Source organism: Vibrio fortis, from assembly GCF_000695685.1.
GTDB classification, from domain to species: domain Bacteria; phylum Pseudomonadota; class Gammaproteobacteria; order Enterobacterales; family Vibrionaceae; genus Vibrio; species Vibrio fortis_A.
On the sequence record NZ_JFFR01000002.1, the window covers coordinates 673,692 to 697,355 of the forward strand.

General features: G+C 44.7%; 22 protein-coding genes. 13 read left to right on the forward strand and 9 right to left on the reverse strand.

The window, feature by feature from the left end; all coding sequences use genetic code 11:
* Positions 1-28 precede the first annotated feature (28 nt).
* The 6 genes from VFDL14_RS19760 (at position 29) to trpA (ending at position 6,830) form a co-directional block, all read left to right on the forward strand.
* Positions 29-1,624, forward strand: coding sequence for an anthranilate synthase component 1 (locus VFDL14_RS19760; protein WP_032549311.1), 1,596 nt, complete (start codon positions 29-31; stop codon positions 1,622-1,624).
* Between the two features lie 2 nt (positions 1,625-1,626).
* Complete coding sequence (locus VFDL14_RS19755; RefSeq protein ID WP_032549313.1) at positions 1,627-2,235, forward strand: aminodeoxychorismate/anthranilate synthase component II; 609 nt, start codon at positions 1,627-1,629, stop codon at positions 2,233-2,235.
* Positions 2,236-2,244: 9 nt separating this feature from the next.
* Positions 2,245-3,243 carry an anthranilate phosphoribosyltransferase gene (gene trpD, locus VFDL14_RS19750; RefSeq protein WP_032549314.1) on the forward strand — a complete coding sequence of 333 codons (999 nt, stop codon included), beginning with the start codon at positions 2,245-2,247 and terminating at the stop codon, positions 3,241-3,243.
* Positions 3,244-3,267: 24 nt separating this feature from the next.
* Positions 3,268-4,695 carry a bifunctional indole-3-glycerol-phosphate synthase TrpC/phosphoribosylanthranilate isomerase TrpF gene (gene trpCF, locus VFDL14_RS19745; RefSeq protein WP_032549315.1) on the forward strand — a complete coding sequence of 476 codons (1,428 nt, stop codon included), beginning with the start codon at positions 3,268-3,270 and terminating at the stop codon, positions 4,693-4,695.
* Positions 4,696-4,833: 138 nt separating this feature from the next.
* On the forward strand, positions 4,834-6,024 hold the full coding sequence (trpB, locus tag VFDL14_RS19740) for a tryptophan synthase subunit beta (protein ID WP_032549317.1): 1,191 nt from the start codon (positions 4,834-4,836) through the stop codon (positions 6,022-6,024).
* Positions 6,024-6,830: a tryptophan synthase subunit alpha gene (gene trpA / locus VFDL14_RS19735; RefSeq protein WP_032549318.1), complete on the forward strand. Its 807-nt coding sequence runs from the start codon at positions 6,024-6,026 to the stop codon at positions 6,828-6,830. The genes trpB and trpA overlap by 1 nt, the downstream gene beginning before the upstream one ends.
* A 92-nt stretch (positions 6,831-6,922) precedes the next feature.
* Here trpA and VFDL14_RS19730 read toward each other — a convergent pair whose 3' ends face one another.
* On the reverse strand, positions 6,923-7,717 hold the full coding sequence (locus VFDL14_RS19730; RefSeq protein ID WP_032549319.1) for a slipin family protein: 795 nt from the start codon (positions 7,715-7,717) through the stop codon (positions 6,923-6,925).
* A 67-nt stretch (positions 7,718-7,784) separates the two neighbouring features.
* The gene (locus tag VFDL14_RS19725) at positions 7,785-9,221 is read right to left on the reverse strand and encodes an NfeD family protein (RefSeq protein WP_050487314.1); all 1,437 of its coding nucleotides are present in this window, start codon (positions 9,219-9,221) and stop codon (positions 7,785-7,787) included.
* Positions 9,222-9,750: 529 nt separating this feature from the next.
* On the opposite strand from VFDL14_RS19725, the gene VFDL14_RS19720 reads away from it, so the two are divergent.
* Positions 9,751-10,950: a dicarboxylate/amino acid:cation symporter gene (locus VFDL14_RS19720; RefSeq protein ID WP_050487331.1), complete on the forward strand. Its 1,200-nt coding sequence runs from the start codon at positions 9,751-9,753 to the stop codon at positions 10,948-10,950.
* Between the two features lie 126 nt (positions 10,951-11,076).
* Here VFDL14_RS19720 and VFDL14_RS19715 read toward each other — a convergent pair whose 3' ends face one another.
* From VFDL14_RS19715 to hisC, 6 genes are all read right to left on the reverse strand, one after another.
* Positions 11,077-11,658: a TetR/AcrR family transcriptional regulator gene (locus VFDL14_RS19715; RefSeq protein ID WP_032549322.1), complete on the reverse strand. Its 582-nt coding sequence runs from the start codon at positions 11,656-11,658 to the stop codon at positions 11,077-11,079.
* 283 nt (positions 11,659-11,941) lie between these two features.
* Positions 11,942-12,337 (reverse strand): hypothetical protein, encoded by a 396-nt coding sequence (locus VFDL14_RS19710; RefSeq protein ID WP_032549323.1) that lies wholly within the window; start codon positions 12,335-12,337, stop codon positions 11,942-11,944.
* Between the two features lie 11 nt (positions 12,338-12,348).
* On the reverse strand, positions 12,349-13,599 hold the full coding sequence (locus VFDL14_RS19705) for a hypothetical protein (protein WP_032549324.1): 1,251 nt from the start codon (positions 13,597-13,599) through the stop codon (positions 12,349-12,351).
* Between the two features lie 12 nt (positions 13,600-13,611).
* Positions 13,612-15,231: a methyl-accepting chemotaxis protein gene (locus tag VFDL14_RS19700; RefSeq protein WP_032549325.1), complete on the reverse strand. Its 1,620-nt coding sequence runs from the start codon at positions 15,229-15,231 to the stop codon at positions 13,612-13,614.
* Positions 15,232-15,505: 274 nt separating this feature from the next.
* Positions 15,506-16,279 carry an ABC transporter substrate-binding protein gene (locus VFDL14_RS19695; protein WP_032549733.1) on the reverse strand — a complete coding sequence of 258 codons (774 nt, stop codon included), beginning with the start codon at positions 16,277-16,279 and terminating at the stop codon, positions 15,506-15,508.
* 10 nt (positions 16,280-16,289) lie between these two features.
* The gene (gene hisC / locus VFDL14_RS19690) at positions 16,290-17,414 is read right to left on the reverse strand and encodes a histidinol-phosphate transaminase (protein ID WP_032549326.1); all 1,125 of its coding nucleotides are present in this window, start codon (positions 17,412-17,414) and stop codon (positions 16,290-16,292) included.
* Between the two features lie 181 nt (positions 17,415-17,595).
* Between hisC and VFDL14_RS19685 the strand changes: the two genes are divergently transcribed.
* The 6 genes from VFDL14_RS19685 (at position 17,596) to VFDL14_RS19660 (ending at position 21,175) form a co-directional block, all read left to right on the forward strand.
* Positions 17,596-18,483, forward strand: a complete 888-nt coding sequence (locus tag VFDL14_RS19685) for a LysR substrate-binding domain-containing protein (RefSeq protein ID WP_032549328.1) — start codon at positions 17,596-17,598, stop codon at positions 18,481-18,483.
* 355 nt (positions 18,484-18,838) lie between these two features.
* Complete coding sequence (locus VFDL14_RS19680; RefSeq protein ID WP_032549329.1) at positions 18,839-19,087, forward strand: hypothetical protein; 249 nt, start codon at positions 18,839-18,841, stop codon at positions 19,085-19,087.
* 109 nt (positions 19,088-19,196) lie between these two features.
* Positions 19,197-19,763, forward strand: coding sequence for a septation protein A (locus VFDL14_RS19675; RefSeq protein ID WP_032549331.1), 567 nt, complete (start codon positions 19,197-19,199; stop codon positions 19,761-19,763).
* 118 nt (positions 19,764-19,881) lie between these two features.
* Positions 19,882-20,277: an acyl-CoA thioester hydrolase YciA gene (gene yciA / locus VFDL14_RS19670; protein WP_032549333.1), complete on the forward strand. Its 396-nt coding sequence runs from the start codon at positions 19,882-19,884 to the stop codon at positions 20,275-20,277.
* 204 nt (positions 20,278-20,481) lie between these two features.
* A complete protein-coding gene (locus VFDL14_RS19665; protein WP_032549334.1) occupies positions 20,482-20,778 on the forward strand; it encodes a YciI family protein in 297 nt (98 codons plus the stop codon).
* A 1-nt stretch (position 20,779) separates the two neighbouring features.
* The gene (locus VFDL14_RS19660; protein WP_032549335.1) at positions 20,780-21,175 is read left to right on the forward strand and encodes a GspS/AspS pilotin family protein; all 396 of its coding nucleotides are present in this window, start codon (positions 20,780-20,782) and stop codon (positions 21,173-21,175) included.
* Between the two features lie 103 nt (positions 21,176-21,278).
* Here the strand turns inward: VFDL14_RS19660 and metE are convergent, their stop codons facing one another.
* Positions 21,279-23,594 carry a 5-methyltetrahydropteroyltriglutamate--homocysteine S-methyltransferase gene (metE, locus tag VFDL14_RS19655; protein ID WP_032549336.1) on the reverse strand — a complete coding sequence of 772 codons (2,316 nt, stop codon included), beginning with the start codon at positions 23,592-23,594 and terminating at the stop codon, positions 21,279-21,281.
* Positions 23,595-23,664 lie beyond the last annotated feature (70 nt).

Below are 23,664 nucleotides of genomic sequence, written 5' to 3' on the forward strand. Positions count from 1 at the left end.
AAATTTAAAGAATCATAAAGGAGGTCTTGTGAACAAGGCCATTGAAATCAAAAAGCTGGGAACTATTGATGTCATCAATGCGACAGTTCCTTACTCGCAAGATCCAACAAGCGTGTTCCACACACTGTGTGAAAATAAAACAGACAGCTTGTTGCTAGAATCTGCTGAGATTGAGTCTAAACAAAACCTCACTAGCCTACTGCTTATCGATTCTGCCGTGCGTATCGTATGCGAAGGCCATCAGGTCACTTTCCAAGCTCTGACAGATAACGGTCAACATCTGATCGAACACCTAAATGCGAACGTGAAATCAGACATTGAATCTGAACTGAAAGACAATGTACTGACTCTGACCTTTACTCAGCCAAGCATTAACCTAGACGAAGACTCTCGCCTAAGAGAAGCTTCTTCATTCGATGCACTTCGTTTAGTTCAACACAGCTTTACACAAGACCCAGACAACAAGCACGCGCTTTTCATGGCAGGTCTATTTGCATACGACATCGTGGCGAACTTCGAGCCACTTGGCGATGCAGAAGCGACTAATAACTGCCCTGACTTTGTCTTCTACGTGGCTGAAACGCTACTTCGTTTTGACCATCAACAGAACGAAGGTCTGCTTCACGCGAGCGTTTTCTCAGAAGATCAAACAATCAAAACTCGCCTGACTGAACGTTTAGCGGATATCCAAACTCAATGCCAATCACTCAAAGAAATTGCAGAAGTCACTCCGCTTGATAACGTTGAAGCTGTACCAAGTGTTTCTGACGAAGATTTTTGCCAGACTGTTCGTGACCTAAAAGAGTACGTGGTAAAAGGCGATGTATTCCAAGTGGTTCCTTCTCGTCGCTTTACTCTGCCTTGCCCTGCACCACTAGCAGCTTACAAAGAGCTAAAGCAGAGCAACCCAAGCCCTTACATGTTCTACATGCAAGATGAGCTGTTTACTCTGTTCGGTGCTTCACCAGAGAGTGCTCTGAAATACGAGAAAGAGACTAATCAAGTAGAAATCTACCCTATCGCCGGTACTCGCCGTCGAGGTAAGCGTCCGAATGGTCAAATCGACTTCGACCTAGATAGCCGCATTGAATTAGAGCTGCGCACCGATAAAAAAGAGAACGCCGAGCACATGATGCTAGTTGACCTAGCACGAAACGACGTTGCACGTATCTCTGAAGCAGGCACTCGCCACGTAGCGGACCTACTGAAAGTAGACCGTTACAGCCACGTAATGCACCTCGTTTCTCGCGTTGTAGGCCAACTTCGTGAAGACCTTGATGCTCTGCACGCTTACCAAGCTTGCATGAACATGGGCACGCTAACGGGCGCACCCAAGATCCGTGCGATGCAGCTGATTCGTGATGTAGAACAGACTCGTCGTGGCAGCTACGGCGGCGCAGTGGGCTACCTAACGGGTGAAGGCACGCTCGATACCTGTATCGTGATTCGTTCAGCGTACGTAGAAAACGGTATTGCTCAAGTCCAAGCTGGCGCAGGTGTGGTTTTCGATTCAGACCCACAAGCCGAAGCCGATGAAACACGTGGCAAAGCGCAAGCCGTCATCTCTGCGATTCAAGCGGCGCATACTGCACCTAAGCAAACATCAAGTAAGCAGGAGTCTTAATCATGGCTGATATCGTATTTATTGATAACTTTGACTCGTTTACTTACAACCTTGTTGACCAGTTCCGTTCACTTGGCCACAACGTAAAGATCTATCGTAATAACATCCCCGCGGAAGCAGTAGAAACAGCAATTAACGAGCTAGAAAACCCAGTTGCGTTGCTTTCTCCGGGCCCGGGTGCTCCTGCTGATGCTGGCTGCATGCCAGAGCTGATTCAACGCTTAAAAGGCAAAGTACCGATGATTGGTATTTGTCTTGGTCACCAAGCAATTGTTGAAGCATACGGCGGTAAGGTTGCAGGTGCTGGCGAAATCATTCATGGTAAGGTTTCGATGATGGAACACGACAATCACGCGACTTACCAAGGTCTTCCTTCTCCGCTTGCAATTGCGCGCTACCACTCTTTGGTTGCGACTCACGTACCGGAAAGCCTAACGATTACCGCTGAAGTCGATGATTTAGTGATGTCGGTTGTCCAAGAGCAAGACAAAGTGTGTGGTTTCCAATTCCACCCTGAATCCATCATGACAACATACGGCGCAACGCTATTGGCGAATGCAATTGAATGGGCTTTAGAAAAGAACATAACTCTTGAGAAGAATGGAAAATAGGACACGATCATGGAACAGATTATTAATAAGCTTTACGACCAACAATCTCTTACTCAAGAAGAAAGCCAACAGCTTTTCGACATCATCATTAAAGGCGAACTTGACCCTATTCTGATGGCGTCAGTACTGACTGCACTAAAAATTAAGGGCGAGACACCTGAAGAGATCGCAGGCGCAGCGAAAGCGCTGCTAGCAAACGCAAACCCTTTCCCACGCCCTGATTACGATTTTGCAGATATCGTAGGTACAGGTGGTGATGGCCATGACACGATCAACATATCTACAACTTCAGCATTCGTTGCAGCAGCGTGTGGTCTAAAGATTGCGAAACACGGTAACCGCAGCGTATCAAGTAAATCGGGTTCATCGGATCTTCTTGATAAGTTTGGTATTAACCTAGCGATGAGCGCAGAAGACACTCGCTCTGCCGTTGATAAGCTTGGCGTTGCTTTCCTATTTGCACCGCAATACCACGGTGGTGTACGTCACGCGATGCCAGTACGTCAAACAATGAAAACTCGCACCATCTTTAACATCCTTGGTCCACTGATTAACCCAGCTCGTCCTAACATCGAACTTATGGGTGTTTACAGCAAAGAACTGGTGCGTCCTATCGCTGAAACCATACTGCAAATGGGTATGAAGCGTGCAGCTGTTGTTCACGGCAGCGGTCTAGATGAAGTTGCAATTCACGGTGAAACCATCGTTGCAGAGATCAAAGATGGTCAGATTCATGAATACATTGTGTCTCCTGAAGATTTCGGCCTCAATCAGCATCCGCTAGAAGCAATCAAAGGCGGTACGCCAGACGAGAACAAAGCTATCACCACAAATATCCTAACAGGTAAAGGGACTGAAGCTCAGGCGGGTGCAGTAGCGGTTAACGTTGCTCTACTGATGCGTCTATTTGGTCATGAAGATCTAAAAGCCAACGCAGCGAAGGCAATGGAAGCAATGAACTCTGGCAAAGCGTATGAGCTTGTACAGCAACTTGCCGACCACGCATAACGAACGAGATTTGAGACTAGAAAGATGACACAGACAAACGAAAAGTTATCAACTCACGTTTCTGTAAAAGAAGCAGAAATGGCAGAAGTATTAGCAAAAATTGTTCGCGACAAGTATCTATGGGTTGAAGCGCGTAAAGAGCAGCAACCGCTAAATGAGTTCAAAGATGCGCTAAGCGCTTCAGACCGCAGCTTCTATGATGCACTAAGCCAAGAGCAAACCGTATTCATCACTGAGTGTAAAAAGGCGTCACCTTCTAAAGGCTTGATTCGTGATGACTTCGACCTTGAATACATTGCATCGGTATACAACAACCATGCAAATGCGATTTCGGTACTGACTGATGAGAAGTACTTCCAAGGAGATTTCGAATTCTTGCCTAAAGTACGCAGCATCGCTAAGCAACCAATCCTATGTAAAGACTTCATGGTCGATACTTATCAGGTTTACTTAGCTCGTCACTACTCGGCAGACGCTATCCTACTGATGCTATCTGTACTAAACGATGATGAGTACCGTGCTCTCGCTGAAGTTGCTCACTCGTTAGGCATGGGCGTGCTAACAGAGGTTAGTAACGAAGAAGAGCTGCACCGTGCTGTCGGATTAGACGCGAAAGTGATTGGCATCAACAACCGTAACCTTCGTGACCTAAGTACAGACCTGAACCGTACCAAAGAGCTAGCACCTCTGCTTCGTGAGTTAGCACCAAACGCAGTCGTGATTTCAGAATCTGGTATCTACACTCATCAGCAAGTGCGTGACTTAGCGACATTTGCAGACGGCTTCCTTATCGGTAGCTCATTGATGGCAGAAGAGAACCTAGAGCTTGCCGTTCGCAAAGTAACATTAGGTGAAAACAAAGTTTGTGGCTTAACTCATCCTGACGATGCAGCCAAGGCGTACCAAGCAGGCGCAGTATTCGGTGGCCTAATTTTTGTTGAGGCGTCTAAGCGTTATGTTGACTTAGAGGCAGCACGCTTGACCATGAGTGGCGCGCCGCTTAAGTACATTGGTGTATTCCAAAACCATGACCAAGCTAGTGTTATCAATGCCGTGAAAGAGCTTGGTTTATACGGTGTTCAGCTTCATGGTGAAGAATCACAACAGTATGTGACTGAACTTGCAAACCAACTACCAGAACAAGTAGAGATTTGGAAAGCTTACGGCGTTGAAGATTCGCTGCCTACGCTGTTAGAAAGCAATGTGTCTCGCCACCTGCTTGATGCAAAAGTAGGCTCTCAGACTGGTGGGACAGGTCAAGTATTCGACTGGCAACTGATCAACGATCAGAGCTCTGTGATGTTAGCGGGTGGTTTGAACCCAGATAATGCACAGCAAGCAGCCACTTTAGGCTGTTTAGGGCTCGACCTTAACTCTGGTGTTGAGAGTGCTCCGGGTAAGAAAGATGCAGACAAACTCAACAAAGCGTTTGCTGCCATTCGCCAATACTGAGTGACTAGCCCAACTTAAGAACAGATGATTCACTGTAGATAGCCTACAGACCCTATTTCAGAGCATCGCAATGAGGTGCTCTACAAGATTAAAGACATTGGTATCCAGACATACCAAGCAAATTGAAGGAATAACACGATGGCTAAACTTGATGCCTACTTTGGTGAATACGGTGGTCAATACGTACCACAGATTCTAGTGCCAGCCCTAGAGCAACTGGAACAAGCGTTTATCGACGCTCAAGCGGACCCAGAATTCCGTAGTGAGTTCATGACACTGCTTCAAGAGTACGCAGGTCGTCCAACAGCACTGACGCTGACTCGTAACCTAACGAAAGGCACTAAAACCAAGCTTTACCTAAAGCGTGAAGACTTACTGCACGGTGGCGCGCACAAAACCAACCAAGTGCTTGGTCAAGCTTTGCTTGCAAAGCGTATGGGTAAAGAAGAGATCATCGCCGAAACTGGCGCAGGTCAACACGGTGTGGCAACGGCTCTGGCTTGTGCACTGCTTGGCCTTAAGTGTCGTGTATACATGGGTGCAAAAGACGTTGAACGTCAGAGCCCTAACGTATTCCGTATGAAGCTAATGGGCGCAGAGGTTATCCCTGTGCACTCTGGCTCTGCAACGCTAAAAGATGCATGTAACGAAGCGCTACGTGACTGGTCAGCAACATATGAAGACGCGCACTACCTACTGGGTACGGCAGCTGGCCCTCACCCATTCCCAACCATCGTTCGTGATTTCCAACGCATGATTGGCGAAGAAACCAAGAACCAAATTCTAGCTCGTGAAGGTCGCCTACCTGACGCAGTTATCGCTTGTGTGGGTGGTGGTTCAAACGCAATCGGTATGTTTGCTGATTTCATCGAAGAAGAGAGTGTTCGCCTAATCGGTGTTGAGCCAGCGGGTAAAGGTATCGATACTGACCAGCACGGTGCACCGCTTAAGCATGGTAAAACGGGCATCTTCTTTGGTATGAAGGCGCCGCTAATGCAAGACCCTAATGGTCAAGTTGAAGAGTCTTACTCGGTATCAGCAGGTCTAGACTTCCCTTCTGTTGGTCCTCAGCACGCACACCTTAATGCAATTGGCCGTGCAGAATACGACAACGTAACCGATGATGAAGCACTAGAGGCCTTTCAAGAGATCGCGCGCAACGAAGGTATCATCCCTGCACTTGAGTCTTCTCACGCTGTTGCACACGCACTGAAAATGGCTCGTGAGAACCCAGAAAAAGAACAACTATTGGTTGTAAACCTATCAGGTCGTGGTGACAAAGACATCTTCACCGTACACGCCATCTTAGAAGAAAAAGGAGCTATCTAATGAACCGTTATGAGAAGATGTTTACGCGCCTAAACGAGAAAAACCAAGGCGCATTTGTACCGTTCGTAACGGTTTGCGATCCAAACGCAGAGCAGTCTTACAAGATCATGGAAACCCTAGTTGAATCAGGTGCCGATGCACTAGAGCTGGGTATTCCATTCTCTGATCCGCTAGCAGATGGCCCAACTATCCAAGGTGCCAACATCCGTGCTCTGGATTCAGGCGCAACTCCTGATATCTGTTTTGAGCAGATTGGTAAGATTCGCGCGAAATACCCAGAACTGCCGATTGGCCTTCTAATGTATGCAAACCTTGTGTACTCACGCGGTATTGAAGACTTCTACGGACGCTGTTCTAAAGCTGGTATCGATTCTGTTCTGATTGCTGACGTTCCGACTAACGAAAGCGCAGAGTTTGTTGCAGCTGCTGAGAAGTTCGGTATCCATCCAATCTTCATAGCACCACCAACGGCAAGCGATGAAACATTGAAGCAAGTGGCTGAGCTTGGTGGTGGTTACACTTACCTACTTTCTCGTGCCGGTGTAACGGGTGCAGAGACAAAAGCAAACATGCCTGTTGGACACATGCTTGATCGTCTAAACCAATTCAACGCGCCACCAGCACTACTCGGCTTTGGTATTTCAGCTCCTGAACAAGTGAAAGAAGCGATTGAAGCAGGCGCTGCAGGTGCGATTTCTGGTTCAGCTGTTGTTAAGATCATCGAACAGAACGTAGAACAGCCACAAATCATGCTTGATAAACTGGCTGACTTCATTGCTCCAATGAAAGCGGCAACGCAAAAGTAGTCGCCAACAAAAGCGTTCGCTAAAGGTGATTAAAGCCACTTTAAGAAGTAAAAAGCGCCCGAGTATGGGCGCTTTTTTATTACTCTCAAAACTTAATCACTCTTCATTGCTTTCTTAATGGCGGCTTCATTCAATGTTGCCTTGATGGGATCGGTTATCTTATCCACCAAGTCGACTGGCATTGGGAATACAATCGTTGTGGTTCTCTCGTTAGCGACTTCTGTTAACGTCTGCATATATCGCAATTGAATCGCATTAGGTGACTTGTTCAATACATCCGCCGCTTCTTGTAATTTAGTCGACGCTTCTAGCTCCCCCGTTGCATGTATCACCTTAGCACGACGAGAACGCTCCGCTTCGGCTTGTTTAGCGAGAGCTCGAACCATACTGTCATCTAGGTCGACATGTTTAATTTCAACGTTGGCAATTTTAATACCCCAATTATCAGTGTGCTGATCGAGTATCGCCTGTAGGTCTTTGTTGAGTTCTTCCCGCTCTGATAAAAGCTCATCCAGTTCATGCTGACCCAGCACGGAACGCAACGTAGTTTGAGAAAGTTGGCTTGTCGCCTCCAAATAATTCTCGACATTGTTGATCGCCATCTTAGGGTCGAGCACTCGGAAGTAGACCACAGCGTTCACCTTCACCGACACATTATCTCTAGTGATCAAGTCTTGTGTTGGCACATCTAAGACTATGGTACGTAAGTCGACTCGCACGATTTGTTGGATAAAAGGAATGATGACAATCAGACCCGGTCCTTTCACTCGATAAAAACGACCTAAGAAAAACACCACTGCACGCTCGTACTCGCGCAGCACTTTGAACATGCTGGCTATCAACAAAATAACGAGCACAACCACAATACCTACCGTGTGTATAAACATAACCGCCCCCTTACTGGTAACGATAACTAAGGAGATTTCACTTAGGTCATCTCTCCATCCATTTCACCTATTTAGATCGAGTCGATGAACCTCCGACATGATCTTCGACATCCACTGCGTCAACATCGACCGCTTCTACATCTAGCGAGAGACCCGTTAGCTTAGTCACTCTGATATTTTGTCCAGCTTGCAGCTTATCGCTACATTTAGCTTGCCAGATTTCACCTTCAACCAAAACTCTGCCTTCCCCCGGAAAACCGCTGACAACCTTACCAGTCTCACCGACTACTGCTTCCATGCCCGTTGTCACTCGCTGATTTCTCACCCGAACCAGCATGGATATCGTCACTACAAAAAAGCCGACAGAGAACAGGCTGATGCCAATGATTAATGGTAGAGCGATTTGATAGCCGGGCACTTCGGTATCCATCAACATGATTGAACCGAGTGAAAACGCCGCTACACCACCTAAACCGAAAATGCCGAAGCTTGGACTGAAAGCTTCAGCAATCATCAGAGCGATCCCGAGCAGTATCAGTGCAAGGCCAGCGTAACTAACAGGCAGCATTTGCAATGAATACATCGCTAACAGCAAACAGATGCCACCAAGCACACCCGGTAGACCGACTCCAGGGTTATAAAATTCAAGAAGTAAGCCGTAAATACCGATGAGCATAAGAATGTAGGCAACGTTAGGATTGGTAATCACCGACAACAGACTGAAACGCCAATCTTGCTCACGCTCTACAAAGGCGACCTGATTGAGCTGAATGTCCTGATTAACGCCATTGATGATGACCGTACGTCCGTTGGTCATCTCAACCAACTGCGGTAAATCGCTCGCGATGAAATCAATCACATTTAACTCAAGTGCATTTTCTGAGTCCAAACTGGCCGCCTCTCTCACCGCTTTTTCGGCCCACTCTTCATTGCGATTGTGCAATTTTGCCAAGCTGACGATGTAAGCCGCTGCATCGTTGATAACTTTCTTCTCCATCGCAGTGGTTGCTTTTACCCGATCAGAATTCTCTTGCTTAGTATCGTCCTGCTCACTCGATTTCGATTTTTCATCTTGATTAGAGTCGTCTTGCGGAGACAAAGGATCGGAAGGTGCTTTCCCTCCCCCAAGCGATACGGGTGTTGCTGCGCCTAAATTGGTTCCAGGAGCCATAGAGGCGATGTGACTGGCGAGTAAGATATAAGTGCCAGCACTAGCGGCTCGCGAGCCTGCAGGCCCAACCCAAGTCGCGATAGGAACCGGTGATGTAGTGATGGAACGAATGATGTCACGCATCGACGAATCCAACCCGCCGGGCGTATTTATTCTTAATATGACGAGCTTGGCTTGCTCATCATGAGCTTGTTCTATTTCTCTCGTGAGATAATCGCTGGTCGCCGGACCTATCCCTCCATTCACCTCTATAACCCAAACATCGTCGGCTTGAGAATTTGCAGAGCTGAACAGCAGAAGAAACGCAAACAGGCACTTCAATATAAAAGCCATGCCTCTCTCCTTACAACTGAGATGCTAGATAGACGTTTTATTTTAAAGCGCAGAGGTAACATCTTGGTAATAACTCGATACCTTAAGCATAGTTCAGGCTAAATTTCGCACAACAAACATACTAATCTCGAGCCACATTGGAACGCTTAAAAAAAGCGCACAAATGAAAAGCAAATGTTAACGAGTGTGTATTAACACCCTCAACTTGAAAGTATTCACAAAACACACAGGGGTAAGGCTTTTATAAATTAAACAAATAACATCACATCAAAAACCGAGGCAAACGTTTGCTTTAGAGCAAAAGATCGCCAAATAACATTCATGTCACGTTTTTTGGTGCACTTTCGTCTCTGCTCATATTGATAAATGTAACAGATAAGTGTAAAACTCATCACGAAACATTCATCCAATGGTACGACGTACATTGGCATGTAGTTCTAGGAATTTTACATTTTGTAGCACAGAGGTAACGGAAGTGTTAAAAGAAAAGAGTTTACTAGGCAATATCGGCATTCAAGTCGTTATTGCTATGATCGTGGGTACTGTAGTGGGTGCCATGATGGGCGAGAGCGCAACTATGTTCGCTCCTCTAGGTGCGATCTTTATCAATTTAATCAAGATGCTGGTTATCCCATTGGTAGCAGTTGCACTGATCTCAGGTGCGGCAGGCTTAGGCAATAGCTCATCTGCGGGTAAAGTAGGTATCACTACTCTAGGTTACTTTGCACTGACTTCTGCACTGGCTGTTGCCCTTGCATTGATCATGGGTGAAGTATTCGAACCAGGACGCGGTATCGACGTTTCTGGTGTTGAAGGTATGTTCTCATCTGAGTATGCATCGAAAGGCGAACTTCCAACTTTCTGGGCTACCATCACAGGTATGATCCCAACCAACGTTTTCCAGTCTTTAAACGAAGCAAACATCCTTCAGATTCTAGTATTCTGCCTGTTCTTTGGTATCGCAATCTCTAAGCAAGCGAAAGAGAAGCGTGATCCAATCATCAACGGTGTAAACGCTATCGTTGACGCAATGGTTTGGATGATCAACAAAGTAATGATCATCGCTCCTCTTGGCGTATTTGGTCTAATGGCTGAAGCAGTAGGTACGTTCGGTTTTGGCGCACTAATGGTCGTATTCAAACTGTTCGTTGTTTACGTAGCTGCAATCCTAGTATTCGGCTTCGTTGCTTACCCACTGATGATTCAAATCTTCACAAAGACATCAGCGAAGAAATTCCTGACAGCAATGAAGAAGCCTCAAGCCGTTGCACTTTCAACAGCATCTTCAATGGCAACTCTACCTGTAACTATGGATACAGTAGAGAATGAGCTGGGTGTTCGTAACTCAACTGCATCATTCGTACTACCTCTTGGCGCGACAATCAACATGTCTGGTAACGCGATATACTACGGCCTAGTTGCTATCTTCTTTGCACAGCTATTCAACATCGACCTATCAATGGGCGCGTACATCGCAATCATCGTGACATCAACTCTTGGTGCTGTAGGCCAAGCGGGTGTTCCTGGTCCATCATTCCTAGTTGTAGCCGTTCTGCTAGCAGCAGGTATTCCAATCGAAGGTCTACCACTACTGTTCGCTCTTGACCGTATCTTCGACATGATTCGTACAGCTCTGAACATCACTGGTGATGCAGCGTGTGCGGTTATCGTTGACTCGCTGATCAAAGACGAAGAGAAAGAAGCTGAGCTACAGAAACAGCAAGCGTAATTTCGATTCTATCGATAAGCAAAAAGCCACTCTATGAGTGGCTTTTTTTGTTCTGAGGGAAGTAAATAGTTGAAAAGGCTTAAACTGCAATGCTTCCAATTATCTCGAAGTGACGTACAAAGCAACTTAATATGGATGGTTACTTTCGGTCTTAAGTAAGCTTGCTATTACTTCCTGATATTGGTTTAAGTTAAAGGTAGAACGGTCAGAGTTAAATTTTTTCTGCCTTGACTCTAAATAGGGTTGAGAAACCAGTGAGTTCATCAACATTTGGTAGTAGTGAAAATTCGATTCGTTACAGCCATCAACTAAATAAAGGAGGTTTTCAAGAGTTTTGTGATAGGTGAAACCGAACTTAGATTCTTTTAATCTTTGTACATTATCGTGATTGAACGAACTGCCACCAAGAGTAAAGAATAAAAATATATTGGGTGCACTTTCCCAAAAATCAATTAGCTCAGAGATTAACTGTTGTAACTGTATCCCTTCTACTCTTTGATATTTGGAAAACTGCTCTTCAAAACGATGAGTATGCTCTTCGATGAGCTGATCAAATAATTGCTCTTTATTATTAAAGTAATAGAGAATTAACGCAGGACTCACTCCTGCAGACTTAGCAATAGAGCGAATAGATACTTTATTATAAGGCTGACAAATAAATAACTTTTCTGCTGCACATAATATTTCTTCTCTTTTTTCATTAGGCATCAGATTGTATTCCACCCGCTTGTTTACATATACAACACATCTTATAACTCGAATAAACAATCTCAATATGGAACAAAAACATTTAGAACACGGTTAAGCAGCCTGCATGATGAAGGCAACATTTAAAAAATGCTCTTGAAATGTAATCAAAATAAAGCTGAGTAATTACTCCAACAAACAATAACATAGAAGTTTGCAATACCATGTAAGGGTTCAGTAAGAGCCATTACTTCAACGTAAGCCAATGTAAGAGTGGCGCTCAAATTGAGCGCCACTTTTAAGTCTAGAGTTTCAAAATCACTTTAACTGAACTATCAACTAAGGATTCATCAATATAAGCAATGGTATTCGAGGAGCTTGCAACCATGTCCTTTGCAAGGCTCTCCTGCCCTACTGATTTAGGTGGTTGACCTTTACCTGTAAATACTCGCTTAGCCCAATATGCTTGCAACTGAGCCTCTGTCTTTTGAGTAATGGCTTGATGGAACTCTGTTTTCATTGGATGCCCATCTTCCAAGTCAACCGCTTCAATTTGCAGCGACTTCGCTTTACCCAAATACAACTTCTTCACTGTGGATGCATCAAGCTCACTCATCGACGGGCTTCCAACTACAACGATGCCTGCGAACGCATTTACACTGCTAAGAAGAGCAGCGGCTAATAATGTTTTTTTCAACATGGCTCTCTTCCTTAAAATACAGCGTCAACTTTCAAAGTGTACAAGATGTTTTCGTCGTTCTTATATTCCGATGCTACGCCGCCATAAGTTGAACCAAAGCCAGTCAGGTAGCTAATGTCACCTTTCAGGGCAATATTTGGAAGGAAGTCCCAACGTGCACCGATGCTGTACGTAGTGCGTTGTGTATTTAGCTTATCAGCCAATGCTTTTGCTGAGCCATATGCGTATCTCGCAGATACACTGTTTGGATTTTGAAGTAGATTTGCAAGCTGGCGGTCTGCCGTTGCGTTTCGCTCGTCATCGTCTTGTGTTTCCATGTGTGAAACTGTCACGTATGGCGTTACGTCATCCAAGCGGTACGCCGCTGTTAGGTACGCAGCATCAACGTCGTAGTAAAAACCTTCAACCGTTGTGCGAGTCACTTCAGAAACCAGCATTAGGTTGCCATTTTCGTATCGACCACCAACACCGTAGAACTTAGCTTTATCATCATCAAACGTTGAATTTAGCACTGACTGGTTGTTTTCGTTCCAGTTCGTAGAAGAGCTAATCACAGACTGTGCGTAAACGGCACGAAGCGTCCAAGTGTCATCAGTCCAATTGACTACACCACCAGCAATATCATCAAACTGTGTATCAGCGTTGTAGCTATGCTTTGATGCCGATAGCTTTTGTGAACCAGCAAAACCTTGGAATGAAAGCGTACTATCATCCAGTTCCATATCGTAAATAAAGTCACCACCAGTGAGAGAGGTTAAAACCACTGAGCCGTATACTTCGTTAGGAACTCTCACGCCAACCTGTGCATAACCAACTTCTAAGTAGTCAGAGTACATGAACAGTGGCAAACGCAACTTACCACCACGAACAGTCAAGTTAGGTGTCACTTTGTGGCTTAAGAATGCCCACTCTACATCTGGAGACCAGTTCTCTTTTTTATTGCCACGAGCGACCATTTGAACAACCGCAGAAGTCGATTCATTAACTTCGAACTCACCTTGCAAACCGAACAAAGAACCTTCATCAAAGCGCACTTTATTTTCCGACTTCATGAAGGCATGGTTTTGATTGCCTAATTGCATGTTTAAAGACGCAAAGCCATTGAAACTAAACTTATCCGCAATTGAGTTTTGCTCTTTCGCTTCAAGGAGCGCGACCTTTTTCTCTAGCTCAGCCAATTTTTGCTCATCTGCAGCTTGTGTTGCGAACGACGCCGCAAGCGCTACTGCCACAGGCAATAAGCGAAATGGGGAGTGAGTCATTATTGTTCTCCGTTATACTTTGAATTGTGAAGTGGATTTGCTCAGCTCTGTAACGATGTCACTGAGTTGGTGACTCAGAGCTTCTAATTGATCGGTAGACTGAGATACTTGGTGAGAGCACTGTCTAAAATCATCCATATGGGTATGAATCTGTTTTGAAGCGCGAGCCTGATGTTCTGTCGTACTCGCTATCTGACGATTAAGTTCGGTAATTTCCTCAACCTGCCCACTTATTTCGAGTAAGTAGTCTCCTGCGTTTTGCGCATCTCCAACGGCCTGGGACGAGCTTGTAAGTCCTTGGTCCATAGCACCTACCGCCGCATTTGAACCAGACTTTAGTTCACCGAGTAAAGCATTAATCTCTGTCGCAGATTGCTGGGTATTATTGGCGAGGACACGTACTTCATCAGAAACGACGGCAAAACCGCGCCCATGGTCCCCCGCTCGAGCGGCTTCAATGGCAGCATTGAGTGCGAGTAGATTGGTTTGCTCCGCAACGCTTTGTATCGTGCTCAAGATTGAGCCTACGTTGCTCGCATTTTTGTCCAACTGTTTTAACTTTGTCGCCGTATCACGGATGTTACTTGCCAGCTCTTCTATCTCCTGGCTTGTTTTCAATACTACTTGAGTACCCGTTTGCGCACTTGCATTCGCCTTCTGTGCTTGTGAATCAGCATGTGATGCAAAGCCAACAACTTGTTCAATGAGAGCGATGATGTTGTTAACCGCATCAGTCACTTCTTCAATATGGTCACGTTGAGTGCTGTTTAACGCCAAAGTTTGATGGGATTCACTGCGAATCTTATCGCTAACCACTTCTAACTCTTGTCCAATACTCAAAGTGCTTGCGATGATCCCTTGAAGCTTTTCAATAAATTGGTTAACGCTTTGCACTAAGGTTGCAATTTCATCTTTGCCTGAGTAATCAATTCGAACTGTCAGGTCACCATCACCTGTTGCGATAGCTTGCATCTTTTCGGTTACCAACAGGATTGAACTGATAACAGATTTGAAGATTGCATAACCGACAGCAAAGACAGACAAGAGAAAGAAAACACCAAGCCAAACTGATTGTTGGGCAGCATCATTTGCGGCGTTCTCTGAGTGTAAAATGGTATCAACGACATTTTGGCTCGTTGATGCACGTATCTGGTCGCTTAACGCAAGTAACGAGTCATAATCCGCGCTGAGCTTATCCGACCTAACCGTTAAGTTATCAAAGGAGTCATTTAAATTAATGAAATCTAAACTCAACGCATATGCAGATTCGGTGTATTTTTTTAGCGCAAGTGACAATTTATTAAACGCATCAGCTTGTGAAGGTAGAACTATCGCTCCCTTATTTGCTTCGACTTGTAAATCAGCGGATATTTGGCGTGCATAATCGATAGCCTGCTCGTCTTCCATGATCACAGCGGCTTCAAATTGTTGTCGCACATTTGGTAACAGAGAGTTTATTTTTGTGGCATGCTCTAACGCGGGGTAATAACTTAACTCTAATTGAGTGAGTCGCTGACTATTATCACGGTGAATAAAGACATTGATGGTAATTATCGCCGCTAAACTGAGCGAGATAATTGATAAAAGAACGACAAATTGTACTTTTATATTGATATAACGAGACAGCAGCATATGGTTCTATTTAATTATCGCAAATTGATAATTATGTTACCGTCAGATCACTTCCCGTGGTGAATGGATTCACTAAACAAATGACACGTTATGTTTAAACTGGGTTCAATCAATGATTATAATTTTATTAAAGCCTTGCTTACCCATCGCCCAAAGAAAAAACCCGAAGAACTGTGCCCTCGGGGTTTATTATCAATCAATACTAAACTATTAGCATTTCTATTATATACATATAAGGTTGTTTAATTGATGTTCTGACATTGATACTTCGAATTTACAAATCACTGCCATAGATATCAAAAGAGAAATACTTAGCGGCTATCTTATCGTAGGTGCCGTTCGCTCGAATCTCTTCGATGGCATTATTGAACTGCTCCGCTAATTTTGCATCTTGTTTTCTTAACGCCAGCGCTGTGCCTTCACCGATATAAGCTTTATCGGTTACCGCTTTACCTTTGAATTCGAAATCCTTTCCTTCTGTTTTATCTAGGAACGCAAGTGATAGCTGGTCTGAGTTACCAAATGTGACGTCTAAACGACCGTTCTGAAGATCAAGGTAGACTTCATCTTGGCCAGTATAACGCTTGATGGTTGCGACACTGCCGAACTTGTCGGTCACATAACGGTCATGAATAGTCCCTTGCTGCACGCCAATGGTTTTACCCGCTAAACCATTTTGGTCGATATCAAATGTGGCGCTTTTAGCGGCAACGAATACTGCCGGGGTTTGATAGTATTTATCCGTAAACAGGATCTTACGCTTACGCTCTTCAGTAATACGCATCGACGCCATAATCACATCTGACTTTCTTGCCAGTAGACTTGGAATCAACGAGTCCCAGCTTTGCGATACCCAAGTACAGTCGAGTTTCGCTTGCTCACATAAGGCATCGGCTATCTCAATATCGAACCCAACCGGCACACCGTCGCTGTTTTTATAGTTAAAAGGTGGATAAGTAAAATCTGAGGCCAAGCGAACCTCTTTCGCCTCTACGGCGGTACCAAGTAGAGCAGCTGCGCAAGTGAGTCCTAGTAGTATCTTTTTCATCATTGCCATCCTAGATATGATCTTTATCGAGTTGAAGTTGAGGTTCTGTATTCTGAGTGTGTTGTCTCTGACGTAATTCTTTCTGGTAGTGATTCAGTGACGATATCACTTCATCCATGCTCTCTTTACTGCCAATACTGATGCGAACGCAATTACGTAACGCAGGCTCATGATGTTGATTCCTGGTTACAATGCCATTTTTCGCCAATACGCTAAACAGTTGGTGTTCAGGCTTGTGCTTCAGCAACACAAAGTTGGTCGACGACGGGTAAACTTGCTCAATGAAATCAAACTTTGCCAATTGAGTTGCAAAGCGATTACGAACTTCAACCAAGTCTAATGTCGCGTCTTGCATTACTGAAACTCGCTCGTCAGACAGTGCTTCTAGTACTATTTGTGATGAGCAATCCGGCATTGGGTATGGCGGAATCAGCTTCGCGACATACTGCATCACGTTTGGACTCGCCAAGATAAATCCGCAACGCACTGCAGCCAATCCAAACGCCTTAGACAAAGTGCGAATCACCACCAAGTGTGGATAGCGCTCAATTAGGTTTACGGCTGATGTCTGCGGTTCAAACTCGATATACGCTTCATCAACTACCACGAGTGATTTGCCTTGCGTACCTTCAAGTACTTCTACCAGATCTGATTTAGGGATCACATTGCCAGTTGGGTTGTTCGGTGAACAAAGGAAAACGATATTCGCTAACTCTGCTCTCTCTATCACGTCGGCAGTATCTAAACTGAAATCTTCCTTAAGCGGCGAATCTAGTGTTTCAATCGCCAACGCATCAGCACAAAACTCATACATTGCATAGGTTGGAGAGCAAATCAGTATCTTGTCTTGAGCAGGTTTACAGAATGTTCTGATTAATAGATCAATCGCTTCATCCGCTCCACGCACCGCAACCGTATCAGCATCCGTTTCACAATAGGCTTGATATGCTTTTGCTATGTCTTGCGGCAAAAAGTCAGGATAGCGGTTATGCCCTACTTCACCCTGAAAGAGTGGGCTCTCTAATTCGTTTGCATTTAACCAAACACGCCCATCACCACCAATTCTTCTCGCCGATTGGTAAGGTATTAATTTTTTTACTGCCTGAGGCACTAAGCTATCGATAAAAGATATCAAGAGGCGTTCCTTTCCACATAATCAGAATGTTATCACCACCGATTTCATATTCAATATATGCGACATATCCACATATTGAATCATAAATGATGATTAAGTATTTACATTCAAACAGAACACTATTGATAAATGAATCGAAATAATTACATAATAGCCATGATAAAAAGTCATAGGTATACATATGAATCATTCGCTGCCTTCCACCAAAACCTTGCTCGCCTTTCTATCTACAGCAAGGCACTTGAACTTTACCCATGCAGCTCATGAGCTAAACGTCACGCAGGGGGCTGTTAGCCGTCAGGTTTTAGCCTTCGAAGACAGCCTAGGGTGTGATCTTTTTTATCGTCATGCTCGTGGCCTATCGTTAACACCTAAAGGAGAAGAGTTGGTTCCACTCATTCAAGCAACCATTCAACAGCTGCAATCTGCTCTTAATCAAGTATCGAGCTCTCCTTCAAAAATAAAACTCAATGCCCCGAGCTGTATTACCTCTTGGCTGCTACCCAAATTGATGTCGTTTCAACAGGCTTACCCTGAGATTGATGTAGAGCTAACATCCACTATCAAGCACGTCTTTGAGCCGAGCTTTGACCCATTTGACGCTGTAATTACCTATGGTAAAAAACCAAACCAACACTCAATCGTCAGCCAACTGTTGTTTAACGAACAACTTGCTCCAATATGCCAATCGCAGATTATTGTTAAAGAACACCTAACAGAGATTGATTCGAGCATCATCAAGCCACACAAACTGTCACAATACACTTGGCTGCACGCCAATAATGAGCAAAGTGACTGGCGATTGTGGTTGGAGCATATCGGCAGCAATGAACTTTCTAGCAAAAATAACCAGCAATTCGCGACACTTGATCAGGCAATGAACGCAGCAATTCAGGGATTCGGTATTGCCATTGGTGATATCACGCTTGCAAAACAAGACATCGATTTAGGCAGATTAGTGAAAGTGAGCGAAGGCAGTGTGTTCTCAGGAAATGGTTACTTCTTGCTGCAACCTAAAAACCGCCAGAATACTTCGCTATCCACTCTGGTTGATTGGCTAGTTGACTAACCTTGATCGGACAGGAAGTTGATCGGACACGAATAAACATCGAAGCCCTTTAGATACAGCATCCAGCTCGCACAGTAGTGACATTTATCAAAATGAGAATCGAGTTATTCTCAAATTGACGCATAAAATTGCCTCTCAAAATAAAACTATTCTTCTCGCAACACGTATTGTCTTGGTGAAAGCAGACGAAGCATTCTTTTAACTGAATGAAAAGGTGAAGCAAATCATTTTTCCGCGGTGAAAAGATCTACCTTCAACACGAAATTGGCATTCGAATTGCTTTGTCATAGACAACCCAACCAATATAAAGCAGGTTGCACCTTTTCTCATTGCAGCTTGTCACGGAGGATAGGCTATGACCTTACAAAGACATACGTATTACGGCTTGATTCACCACGGGATTAAAACACTACTAATGGATCGTATTGGCCACTTTACTGAGCGCGAATATCACGAGTATTTGGATCTCACTACGGGTAAATCTACTTGCTTTATGATGAGTGAAGAAGAGCTCGAGCAAACACTAGATAACCTAAAAAGTGAAGGTTACTTGGAAGACATTAAACAACTTATTCCACGTTACCAAACTGCATGTACGCGGTGATAAGTTCGCTCAATCAAACATTTCATTTTCAAGTGCTTCGGTCTATTTTGCATCGAGGCACTTTTAGCTAGACTGAATAGAAGTATCTCAACAGGATGTTCGGTCTAACATGAAGCAAATTATCGACTTTATCCCACTTATCATCTTCTTTGCTCTGTATAAGATGTATGACATCTACACCGCGACAGGTGCACTTATCGCAGCAACCGCCATTCAAATTGCACTCACTTACCTACTCTACAAAAAAGTGGAGAAGGTGCAGATCATCACCTTCGCTATGGTTGCACTGTTTGGTGGTATGACGATATTCCTGCATGACGATAACTTTATTAAGTGGAAAGTCACCATTGTCTACGCACTGTTTGCTATTGGTTTAACTGTAAGCCAACTAATGGGAAAACCGGCCATTAAGGGCATGCTTGGAAAAGAGCTCACCTTGCCTGATTCTGTATGGCGTAACATCAGTTGGGCATGGACAGCATTTTTCGTGTTATGTGCTGCTTTAAATGTCTATGTTGCCTTCAATTTATCACTCGACGTATGGGTGAATTTCAAAGTATTTGGTCTTTTGGTTGCAACCATTACATTTACTTTATTGACAGGTTTATACATCTACAAAAGCTTACCTAAAGACAAACAACAGCAGCTTTCCGGGAAAAATCGAGACGATGAGTAATGGTCGAATGAGATCTCAATCTCATTTTTTGTTACAATCTTGCACATTATTTCGTTCACAGTGGTCACTAGGATAAACGCCGGCCACTGACTTATTGATGTTTTGGGAATCCCTTATAATGAGTCACACTTCTGATGCGCCAAAAGGCCAACTTCTTCTTCGCACTCTTGCTATGCCTGCCGACACCAACGCCAATGGCGACGTCTTCGGTGGCTGGATCATGTCTCAGCTCGATTTAGCTGGCGGCATTCTAGCGAAAGAAATCTCATGCGGCCGCATCGTAACGGTATCGGTTTCAAGCATCACGTTCAAAAAGCCAGTGAAAGTGGGTGACGTGGTATGTGTTTATGGCGAATGTACCAAGATCGGTCGCACTTCAATGAGCATCGACTTGGCGGTATGGGTTAAGCCAGTTCGTGACCACGGTATCGAAGATCGCTTTATGGTCTGTGACGCAACCTTTAACTATGTTGCTATCGATTCAGAGGGCAAACCTCGCGCTATTGTGAAGTAGTCCAACAACTTAATAATCCAATAGCCAATTAATTTCGGGTCTTTAGAACGTTTTCTACCCAGCTTTTAAAGACCCAGCCTCTTCGACGCGCATCAATTCACACTTTCTTCTTTTCCCCCCTTCCAAATACAATTAGTTCGCGTAAATTAGTTAGATAGCTCATCGAGTCTCTTTTTTGTGAAGTATAAATAAGGATATACCAATATGTGGTACGTGATTTTCTCTCAAGACGTCGAAAACTCATTGGAAAAGCGCTTAAGCGTTCGCCCTCAACATTTAGAGCGCCTACAAACACTTCACGATGAAGGCCGTTTATTGACTGCTGGCCCAATGCCTGCAATCGACTCAGATAACCCAGGTGAAGCTGGATTTACAGGTTCAACGGTTATTGCAGAATTTAATTCACTAGAAGAAGCGCAGGCTTGGGCAGATGCAGACCCATATATTGAAGCTGGCGTCTATGCTAATGTAATTGTAAAACCATTTAAGAAAGTATTTTAAAGTGAAAAAATGGATTATCGGATCACTGGCTGCGCTCGTCCTAGCGGGTTGTAGTTCAAGTGACCAAGACAAACAACGTCAATTAGAGATGATGGCGCAACACCGTGCAGGTGTTCTATCAGCTGGCCTGCCTATCGAATACGGCCCGTTGAAAGTAATGCGTGTCTTGGCAAAGAACACCGTGATTGAAATCATGATGATCTACAACCAAGATGCCCAAGGCGCAAAACCGCTGAATCAAGTATTGAAAAGCAGCGTGAATAGCTACTGTACCAGCTCAGAGGTACGAGCCAACCTAGATATGGGCTTGGCGTACAACATCAAGATTCGCAATACGCGTGGTCAATTGATGGTTGAGCAGCTTATCAGCAAGCAAACCTGCGAAAGCGGTAGTTAGTTCGAGATTCGAGCAAATGTTAATAACAGAAGCCTCGCGATTGCGAGGCTTTTTTATGCAATTAAGGCTTCAGATATACACCCTTAATCTAGCTTTACTTGTCTTACACTTCTTCAGCTTCCCACTCTTTTCGCAATGCTTTCGTCGCTGAAACAAGGTTCGCTAATGCGGCTTCGGTTTCTTCCCAGTTACGGGTTTTGAGGCCGCAGTCTGGGTTAGCCCATAAGCGCTCTACTGGGATTTTCTCTGCTGCCTTCTTAAGTAAGCCAACAATCCACTCCTCTGATGGAATGTTTGGCGAGTGAATATCATAAACACCAGGGCCAATCTCATTCGGATAATTGAACTCTTCAAACGCCTTGAGCAACTCCATGTTTGAGCGAGAAGTTTCAATGGTAATAACATCGGCATCTAGTGCTGCAACTGACTCGATGATCTCATTAAATTCGCTGTAACACATGTGGGTATGAATCTGAGTTTCTGGCTTCGCGCTTGCAGCAGAGACTTTAAACGCATCCACAGCCCACTCTAAATACTCCGCATGATCGGCTTTCTTCAAAGGCAACCCTTCACGGATTGCAGGTTCATCAATCTGGATGATATTGATACCCGCATCTTGCAAATCTGACACTTCATCACGCAGTGCAAACGCCAACTGGTTAGCAATCTCTTTACGGGAAATATCTTCACGAGGAAAAGTCCAACACAAGATTGTCACCGGCCCGGTTAACATGCCTTTCATCTGCTTAGAGGTCAGCGACTGGGCGTAAGTCGACCACTCAACGGTGATTGGTTTTTCTCGCTCAATATCAGCAACAACGATGGCTGGCTTCACGCAGCGAGAGCCGTAACTTTGAACCCATCCAAACTTGGTGGTTTGAAAGCCCGCTAGGTTTTCAGCAAAGTACTCAACCATGTCATTACGTTCTGCTTCCCCGTGAACAAGCACATCAAGATCAAGCGCTTCTTGGCGTTTAACGGCATCTGCAATGTGCCCTTTTAGCGCTTGTTTGTATTCACTTTCATTCAGTTTTCCTGCGCGATAAGCACTGCGTTGAACTCGTATTTCGCCAGTTTGCGGGAAAGAGCCTATCGTTGTTGTCGGTAACAATGGTAAACCTAGTACTTCAGACTGATGAGCCGCACGCTCTGCATAAGGTGCACTTCGCTCGCCAATTGCTTTCGTTAGTGTTTTCAATCTCGCTTGAACATGTGGCTTATTCACGTGAATCGCTTGCTTACGCGCTTCAATCGGTAAGCTGTAAGTTTCACAGGCTAATATCGCTTTCTGATCGCCATCTAACGCGGCACCTAACAAGCTAACTTCTGTCACTTTTTGTTTAGCGAATGCGAACCAACTCTTCACCTCTTCAGTTAATGTCTCTTCAAGCTCTAAGTCGACTGGGCTGTGCAGTAGAGAACAAGAGCTTGCCACCCAAAGCCGCTCTCCTAACGACTCCTTGATAGGTTGCAGCGTAGCGAGTTGCGCAGCTAAATCAGCGCGCCATACGTTACGCCCATTAATAACACCCGCCGAAAGCACCCAATCTTGAGGTAGATTTTCAACGACGTCGTTCAACTGTTGAGGAGCGGCAGCTAAATCAATATGCAGGCCGTTTACCGGGAGGTCGATAATCTTATCTAACGTATCACTCACAGAATCAAAGTAGGTCGTTAGCAGCAGCTTTACGTCGCCCTGAATCACTTGGTAAGCAAGCTTGAATGAGTCTGCCCATTTGGTTTCTAGCTCTAAGGCAAGAATCGGTTCATCAATCTGCACCCAGTCGACACCTAACTTCGCTAATTTGGCAAGAATTCCCTGATATGCGGTTAGCAAGCGAGGCAACAAACTCAAACGATCAAACCCCTCTTCCACTTCCTTGCCTAGGTAAAGGTATGACAATGGCCCTAGCAATACTGGTTTCACTTTATGGCCCGCTTTGATCGCTTGATTGACCTCATCAAACAGTTGCGGCCAGCTCACTTCAAAAGAATCGTATTTGCTGAACTCAGGCACAATGTAGTGGTAATTGGTGTTAAACCATTTGGTCATGTCTGATGCCGCGGCGCCATCTTGGTCATGGTTATGATTTGAACCACAGCAACTGCTCTGAGACTGGCCGCGACCAACACGGAACAGCGTATCCAAATCAGGGAAGCCTTGGTCATGACGCTTTGGCACATGACCAAGAAGCAACGTTGTAGCAAGAACATGATCGTACCAAGCGAAATCGCCAGCCGTTACAAAACTTAAATTGGCGTCCGATTGAACTTGCCAATTACGTTCGCGCAACTGACTGCCGACAGCTTTTAGCTCCGTTTGATCGATTTCCCCACGCCAATACTTTTCTAAAGCGAATTTGAGTTCTCGTTTTTCGCCAATACGTGGGTAGCCTAAAATATGAGTCGTTGTTGTCATGAGCCTATTCCTTAATCACTATTTTAAATCCGGTCAGACGCTGAATAATTTCGTTAAAAGGCGTCTGGAT

What these genes read in the sequence shown, in the direction of transcription:
- VFDL14_RS19755 (WP_032549313.1), top strand. Translation starts at nt 1,627, where the DNA reads ATGGCTGATATCGTATTTATTGATAACTTTGACTCGTTTACTTACAAC.
- metE (WP_032549336.1), bottom strand. Translation starts at nt 23,594, where the DNA reads ATGACAACAACGACTCATATTTTAGGCTACCCACGTATTGGCGAAAAA.
- VFDL14_RS19725 (WP_050487314.1), bottom strand. Translation starts at nt 9,221, where the DNA reads ATGGCTTTTATATTGAAGTGCCTGTTTGCGTTTCTTCTGCTGTTCAGC.
- trpB (WP_032549317.1), top strand. Translation starts at nt 4,834, where the DNA reads ATGGCTAAACTTGATGCCTACTTTGGTGAATACGGTGGTCAATACGTA.
- VFDL14_RS19710 (WP_032549323.1), bottom strand. Translation starts at nt 12,337, where the DNA reads ATGTTGAAAAAAACATTATTAGCCGCTGCTCTTCTTAGCAGTGTAAAT.
- trpD (WP_032549314.1), top strand. Translation starts at nt 2,245, where the DNA reads ATGGAACAGATTATTAATAAGCTTTACGACCAACAATCTCTTACTCAA.
- VFDL14_RS19675 (WP_032549331.1), top strand. Translation starts at nt 19,197, where the DNA reads ATGAAGCAAATTATCGACTTTATCCCACTTATCATCTTCTTTGCTCTG.
- VFDL14_RS19705 (WP_032549324.1), bottom strand. Translation starts at nt 13,599, where the DNA reads ATGACTCACTCCCCATTTCGCTTATTGCCTGTGGCAGTAGCGCTTGCG.
- VFDL14_RS19700 (WP_032549325.1), bottom strand. Translation starts at nt 15,231, where the DNA reads ATGCTGCTGTCTCGTTATATCAATATAAAAGTACAATTTGTCGTTCTT.
- VFDL14_RS19680 (WP_032549329.1), top strand. Translation starts at nt 18,839, where the DNA reads ATGACCTTACAAAGACATACGTATTACGGCTTGATTCACCACGGGATT.
- VFDL14_RS19695 (WP_032549733.1), bottom strand. Translation starts at nt 16,279, where the DNA reads ATGAAAAAGATACTACTAGGACTCACTTGCGCAGCTGCTCTACTTGGT.
- yciA (WP_032549333.1), top strand. Translation starts at nt 19,882, where the DNA reads ATGAGTCACACTTCTGATGCGCCAAAAGGCCAACTTCTTCTTCGCACT.
- trpA (WP_032549318.1), top strand. Translation starts at nt 6,024, where the DNA reads ATGAACCGTTATGAGAAGATGTTTACGCGCCTAAACGAGAAAAACCAA.
- VFDL14_RS19720 (WP_050487331.1), top strand. Translation starts at nt 9,751, where the DNA reads ATGATCGTGGGTACTGTAGTGGGTGCCATGATGGGCGAGAGCGCAACT.
- VFDL14_RS19715 (WP_032549322.1), bottom strand. Translation starts at nt 11,658, where the DNA reads ATGCCTAATGAAAAAAGAGAAGAAATATTATGTGCAGCAGAAAAGTTA.
- VFDL14_RS19730 (WP_032549319.1), bottom strand. Translation starts at nt 7,717, where the DNA reads ATGTTTATACACACGGTAGGTATTGTGGTTGTGCTCGTTATTTTGTTG.
- trpCF (WP_032549315.1), top strand. Translation starts at nt 3,268, where the DNA reads ATGACACAGACAAACGAAAAGTTATCAACTCACGTTTCTGTAAAAGAA.
- VFDL14_RS19665 (WP_032549334.1), top strand. Translation starts at nt 20,482, where the DNA reads ATGTGGTACGTGATTTTCTCTCAAGACGTCGAAAACTCATTGGAAAAG.
- VFDL14_RS19685 (WP_032549328.1), top strand. Translation starts at nt 17,596, where the DNA reads ATGAATCATTCGCTGCCTTCCACCAAAACCTTGCTCGCCTTTCTATCT.